The sequence below is a fragment of the Clostridium sp. genome, from assembly GCF_016650095.1.
Classification (GTDB): Bacteria; Bacillota; Clostridia; order Clostridiales; family Clostridiaceae; genus Clostridium_AD.
This window is the reverse complement of record NZ_JAENWL010000231.1, coordinates 1-6,071: the sequence shown is the minus strand read 5'-3', so window position 1 is coordinate 6,071 and position 6,071 is coordinate 1. Positions and strand designations below refer to the sequence as shown.

Annotated in this window: 6 protein-coding genes; 4 read left to right on the top strand and 2 right to left on the bottom strand. The window is 30.6% G+C overall.

All coding sequences use genetic code 11. The features are described 5' to 3' along the window. Positions 1-175: 175 nt before the first annotated feature. The 3 genes from JJE11_RS12955 to JJE11_RS12945 all read left to right on the top strand — a co-directional run bounded on the left by JJE11_RS12955 (position 176) and on the right by JJE11_RS12945 (position 3,272). Entirely contained in the window at positions 176-1,552 is a 1,377-nt protein-coding gene (locus tag JJE11_RS12955; protein WP_291636269.1) for a methyl-accepting chemotaxis protein, read from the top strand. Between the two features lie 358 nt (positions 1,553-1,910). Next, positions 1,911-2,309 (top strand): hypothetical protein, encoded by a 399-nt coding sequence (locus JJE11_RS12950; protein ID WP_291636267.1) that lies wholly within the window; start codon positions 1,911-1,913, stop codon positions 2,307-2,309. Between the two features lie 192 nt (positions 2,310-2,501). Further along, positions 2,502-3,272: a histidinol phosphate phosphatase gene (locus JJE11_RS12945; protein WP_291636265.1), complete on the top strand. Its 771-nt coding sequence runs from the start codon at positions 2,502-2,504 to the stop codon at positions 3,270-3,272. Between the two features lie 92 nt (positions 3,273-3,364). Here JJE11_RS12945 and JJE11_RS12940 read toward each other — a convergent pair whose 3' ends face one another. Further along, positions 3,365-3,604, bottom strand: a complete 240-nt coding sequence (locus JJE11_RS12940; RefSeq protein ID WP_291636263.1) for a hypothetical protein — start codon at positions 3,602-3,604, stop codon at positions 3,365-3,367. Positions 3,605-3,750: 146 nt separating this feature from the next. On the opposite strand from JJE11_RS12940, the gene JJE11_RS12935 reads away from it, so the two are divergent. After that, positions 3,751-4,659 carry an AEC family transporter gene (locus JJE11_RS12935; RefSeq protein WP_291636261.1) on the top strand — a complete coding sequence of 303 codons (909 nt, stop codon included), beginning with the start codon at positions 3,751-3,753 and terminating at the stop codon, positions 4,657-4,659. Between the two features lie 121 nt (positions 4,660-4,780). Here JJE11_RS12935 and JJE11_RS12930 read toward each other — a convergent pair. Further along, positions 4,781-6,071, bottom strand: a 1,291-nt coding sequence (locus JJE11_RS12930; protein ID WP_291636259.1) for an aminotransferase class V-fold PLP-dependent enzyme, incomplete at its 5' end; no start/stop codon positions are given.

Below are 6,071 nucleotides of genomic sequence, written 5' to 3'. Positions count from 1 at the left end.
AGTATGCATCCGGTTTATTGACCTTTAGTTTTAAAGAAGAAGTTTATTGATGTAGTATGATATTAATCTATTTAATCCGTAAGATTTAATTAATATAATATTAAAATACATATTTTATATTAGGTGAATATAACAAAGAACTTCGAATTTCATAGGAAAGGGGATAATGTAAGATATGTTTAGAAGACTAAAGAAAAATTCAGTTAGTAGTACACCACAAATTAGTATTGAGATATTAATTAAGGCAATAGAAGATATAATTACTGGAACTAATTGTGAGATTAAGGAAGAGGAATTAGGTTGTTCTGAAGTAGCAAAAAAATGGAATCATATGGTAGGTATTTTACGTGAAAATGATAAGAGAACGATACTACAAATAAATACTCTTTTAGAGACTGTAACACGAATGGATTCAATGAAGGATATGATGAAAAGTGTAAACAGGCAAACAGGGTCTCTTCATGCTATGTCTGCCAGTGGTGAAGAACTAGCAGCTTCAATTGAGGAAGTTGCATTAAATTCTCAAAAGGTAGCGGAAAGTTCCAGTGAAACAAGCGATATTTCAATTGAAGGGGTGAAAAAAATATCTAACTCCATAAGTTTTGTTAAAAAGTCATTTGATGATATTTCAGAAATTAATGATCAAATGAAAATCGTAAGAGAAAAAACTCATACAATAAATAAAATTATTGATATCGTAAAAGGAATAGCAGACCAAACCAATTTATTGTCTCTAAACGCAGCCATTGAGGCAGCAAGAGCAGGAGAACAAGGCCGGGGGTTTGCTGTAGTCGCAGATGAAGTTAAAAAATTATCAGAACACACAAAAATTTCAGTATTAGATATTCAAAAAAACATATTAGAGCTTCAACAAAATATTGATTTATCAGTAGTTAAAATAAGTAATACCGCAGAACAGTTGGATTCAGGAAAACAATTGGTTGATAGTGCGTTAGAATCAATAAGTAAAATTAGTTGCTCTGTTGGAGAAGTAAATGAAATAATTGTACAAGTTGCTGCAAATACAGAAGAACAAACCGCGGTTACTCAACACTTTACCGCGAGTATAATGGAGTTATCTTCACAAGCAGATTATCTTGATGAAAAATGTGATGTTACTGGTAGAGCAATATATGATATGAGTAAACAAATTAATGGCATAAGAGTGGAAGCTATTAAAAATAGGATGTGTTTACCTGATAGTGATATGATAGACATATACAAAACAGATCATCTTCTTTGGAGATGGAAAGTATACAACATGCTATTAGGATATGAAAAAATCGACAAAAATGTGGTTGGAGATTATAAAATTTGTGCATTGGGGAAATGGTACTATGGCATAGATTGTGAAAAATATAAAAATGTAAATGCTTTTGCAAAACTTGAAAATCCACATATAGAACTTCATAAGGTAGCAAAGGAGGCGGTTGTCGCTTACGAAAATGGTGATATGGAAAGGGCAGAACAATTCTTATTGAAGATGGATGAGTGTTCTGTAAAGGTGTTTAGTTATCTTAATGAAATTAAACAATTATTAACAAATAAATAAACCTTCTTATAGAGATGATATATTTAATGATGGCAGAATGCTAAAATAATTTTTTATTTATATAATAATGTCTACAAACAATAAGGTTTAGTCAAACTAAAACAAGTTTGGTCAAGACTGTGCAATTAGTGAAAGTTTTTCTTTCACTAATTGCACAGTCTTTCTTTTTTTACAGTTGCAGCCCCCAACTGTAACTAGAAAATCCAAATCTAAAGATCATAGAGCTATTCAAAAATGCATATTTTGGGTATGTTTGTAATTTATGTGGAAAAATAAATTTTATATTGAGTAAGTGAGATAATTATGAAATATTTTATTACAAATATGGGTACCTTAATCTATAAGAAGAGGTGATATTATGAAAATTAAGGTAGCATATATTTTATTATTAAGTATGTGTATGGTTGGATACCATAGCACTATTGGCGCAATACCTTTGGTAAAAGTATCAAATATGTCGCAAAAACAATCTATAAATCAAAGCCATTTAAAAATTATTAATTCTGTATCTTCTGTTAAGCGTGAAGGAACTGGTGTTATAACAATACAGGGAACACCTAATACTTTATACAACATAAAAACTACTTATAAATTAGCAAATAAAACAGTTTCTGTAATTCAATGGCGTACTACAGATGGAACAGGAGTGACAACATTTAATTGGATTGTAAGCGATAAAACCATGGCTGGAACATATGACGCCACAATCTCTGGCGGAGGAGATACGCTGAATTTAACTCATACAGTTATTCCGTAATATTACTTATGATACAATAAAATACTTTAACATGATAAGATATAACCCTAAGAACGTTCTTGGGGTTATATCTTATTCTTTTATATTTTGTTATAATTGTATAGATATACATAAAAAATAGCTATTATTGCATTTAAAAGATGCGAAATAGATACGAAGAAATGATTTAAAGGACAACTAGGAGGTTGGGTTATGATTGATTCACATATACACACGGAGTTTTCTTCTGATTCTGAAATGAAACTTCAGCACGCGCTGGAACATTCGAGAAAAAATGGTATTGGGATGACTATTACAGAGCATCTAGATTTAAATTTTCCAACAGGAACAGATTTTACTTTTGATATAGACAAATATTTTAATGACTATGAGAAGTATAAAAGCAGCAAGTTTATGCTTGGAATTGAAATCGGAATGCAACCTATTTGTTTAGAGGAAAATAGAGTGATAGTTAATAAGTATCCTTTTGACTATATAATTGGATCTATACATGTATCGGAGGGCGAAGATATTTACGATACGAAATGTTATGAGGGCAAAACTAAAAAAGATACCTTTGAACAATATTTTTTAAGTATGATTGAATGTGTGAAACAGTACGACTTTATTGATAGTTTAGGGCATATTGACTATATATCTAGATATGCCACTTTTCATGACAATGAAATGCATTATAATGAATTTAATGAATATATTGATGAAGTGATAAAAACTATAGTGCATAATGGAAAAGTAATGGAACTTAATACTAGAAGACTGGGCAATAAGGAAGCATATAATAGTTTGATTGATGTTTATAGGGCATACAGTAGACTCGGAGGGAAATATGTAACAATAGGCTCAGACGCACATAATTCAGAGGATATTGGTAAGAATTTTCTGATAGCCAATAGGATATGCGAGATATGTGACTTGAAACCTGTATATTTTAAAAAGAGGAAAATGGAGTATATGTCAATATAAAAAAAATGTGCATTGGGGAGTTTTAAGAGAACTTAAAACTCCCCAATGCATATTATTGTGAGTTAATTTTTATCGTCTAATGTGAATTTTCCCTATAATCCATCTCTATCTTGAGTTGGATTGTTACTTGGAAATTCATAATACTCTTCGATTAAAGTACTTATTTCACGAAGTTTTTCATTAAGTGAATTCTTATAAAAAATTTCATGATCAAATGCATTTGTACACATCATATTGTATTTATAGTATTCGGCATCTTTATAAAGTTCATACATATATTGGTACTTATTAATATTTATTTTAAATTCCCCCTTATCAGTATTAATTGCCATTCTATGATGTTAATATGAAGTCTTTATAAAGTATATGCTAGTATTTTTATATATATAATCATGTTATTGTTGAAATAATTGTTGAATTAACCATTTATTATGTTAATAACAAGTTGCAATTAAGGTTTTAATTAAGGAGAGTGAAAATGGGAAATAGTCAATTACTTAATCAAGTTATCGTATTATTTATTATTATGTCCGTAGGCTTTTATGCTAAGAAAAAGAGGTATCTTAACAATGCAGTTGATACTGGCATGTCGGAATTATTAATTAATATAACCTTGCCATTTATGATAGTTACATCATTTAATATTCAATATCAAGCAGAGATGATTAGTAATGCCCAAAAGATTTTAATGTATTCGTTTATAATACACATAGGTTTAATATTTATTAGTAAGATGCTTTTTTTTAAGTTGCCTAAAAATAAACAACAAGTATTTAGATTTATAACAATCTTCTCTAATGTAGGGTTTATGGGTTATCCAGTGCTTGAAAGCATTTATGGAAGTATAGGCGTTTTTTATGCAGCAATATTTAATATTCCCTTTAACCTTTTAGTGTGGACAGTAGGGGTAATGCTATATACAGGAGAAAAGGATTTTAAATCCATGAGGAAAGCAATGGCAAACCCAGCGCTTATAGCAGTATTTATTGGTATAATTTTATTCGCGTTTTCAATAAGGTTACCATTAACTATTGAAACTTCACTGAAACTAGTGGGGTCTACTACAACACCGTTATCTATGCTAGTAGTTGGTTCGATGCTTGCAGAAATGAAAATCAAGGATATTTTTTCTGATATTTCTATATACTACGCTACTTTAGTCAGACTTTTAGTAGTTCCGATGATTGTCTATGTGGTGCTAAAATTAATAAAAGCAGATGAATTGTTACTAAACATATGTGTAATATTGCAAGCAATGCCTGCAGCAGTTTCAGCCGCAATAATCGCTGAGAAATACGGTGGGGACAATTTGCTAGCCTCGAAGTGCATATTTATTACTACAATAATTTCTGGAATAACAATTCCTATAGTAATATTATTTTTATAGTCTAAGTAGACTAATAAAATGGAGATTATCAGTAGTAACAACTAATTTAATATAGGCCTAAAATAAGAATAGTACAGATCCTAGTGTACTATTCTTATTTGCCTGTAAATAATTTTTGAAATTATATATCAAAAAGAGTTTTTTTCATATTTTGATATTTGGTAATATAATAATCTCTTTTCAATGAAATTTTATTAAGGGCATAAGCTAGTATATCAATTTCTGAGTAACTATTATAAAGTCCAAAACTGATCCTAACCATCCCAGGACGGTATAAATCAAGATTTGATATACGGTTATGTGCAAACTCACTAGAGATATTTAATAGCTGAGCAAGGTAGGGCTGAGCGCAAAAACACCCGCTTCTTACAGAAATGCCCCATTCATAAGATAGAATTTTAGCAACTAAGGCGTGATGAATTCCAGCAATATTAAATGGAATTATACTAACTCTGTCAATTTCTTTAGAAGTGTCACAATAGATTGTAAGATTTGGAATATTTCTTATTTGCTTAAGGGCATAGGTAGTCAAATTTTTTTCAATATTCTCCACATTATCCATTCCAATCTTACTTAAGGTCTTAATAGCAGATGACAGAGCTATAGAACCTATAACATTGGGGGACCCCGCCTCATGCCTCTCTGGAGAGTCATTCCACTTTATATAATCATGAGTAACAATATCTACTGTTCCTCCGCCAACTAAATCAGGGTCACAGTTATCTAAGATGCTTTTAGGCCCAATTAGTACTCCAATGCCAAATGGAGCATACATTTTATGAGCGGAGAAGATTAAAAAATCTATATTATATTCAGGATTCTCACTATTCATAGTAAAGGGAGCGTGGGGTATTAATTGTGCACCATCTACAAGTATTTTGCAGCCGAACTTATGAACTAATTTAGCTATATCATAAATAGGGTTCTTATAGCCAGTTATATTTGAAGCACCAGTAATTGTAACTAGTACTATATCATTTATATATTTATTTAATTTAGCTTCTAAATCGTCTAGGGACAACCGACCAACTTCATCTATGGAGATATAATCTACTAAAAATTTATCTCTCCAAGGCAGGTCATTTGAGTGATGTTCCATGTCTGTTGTTAGAATAACATTCTTTTTATATGGGTCGTACAATAGATTGGAAAGCTTATTAAACGCTTCGGTGGAATTTTTAACATAAATCACAGTTTTATTAAAATCAGTATTAACAAATTTGCTGACAATATTTCTAGAATCCTCATATAAACTAGTAGTTAGTTGAGACTTAAATCCCTCACCACGATGAATGGAGGAATACCACGGAGCAAAGTTAATGATATCTTCCATAACACGTTTAAAGGGTGGTGTAGTTGCGGCATTATCAAAATTAATTGCAGTAACACTTTTTCCAGATATAAGAGGTACT

What these genes read in the sequence shown, in the direction of transcription:
- JJE11_RS12955 (WP_291636269.1), top strand. Translation starts at nt 176, where the DNA reads ATGTTTAGAAGACTAAAGAAAAATTCAGTTAGTAGTACACCACAAATT.
- JJE11_RS12940 (WP_291636263.1), bottom strand. Translation starts at nt 3,604, where the DNA reads ATGGCAATTAATACTGATAAGGGGGAATTTAAAATAAATATTAATAAG.
- JJE11_RS12950 (WP_291636267.1), top strand. Translation starts at nt 1,911, where the DNA reads ATGAAAATTAAGGTAGCATATATTTTATTATTAAGTATGTGTATGGTT.
- JJE11_RS12945 (WP_291636265.1), top strand. Translation starts at nt 2,502, where the DNA reads ATGATTGATTCACATATACACACGGAGTTTTCTTCTGATTCTGAAATG.
- JJE11_RS12935 (WP_291636261.1), top strand. Translation starts at nt 3,751, where the DNA reads ATGGGAAATAGTCAATTACTTAATCAAGTTATCGTATTATTTATTATT.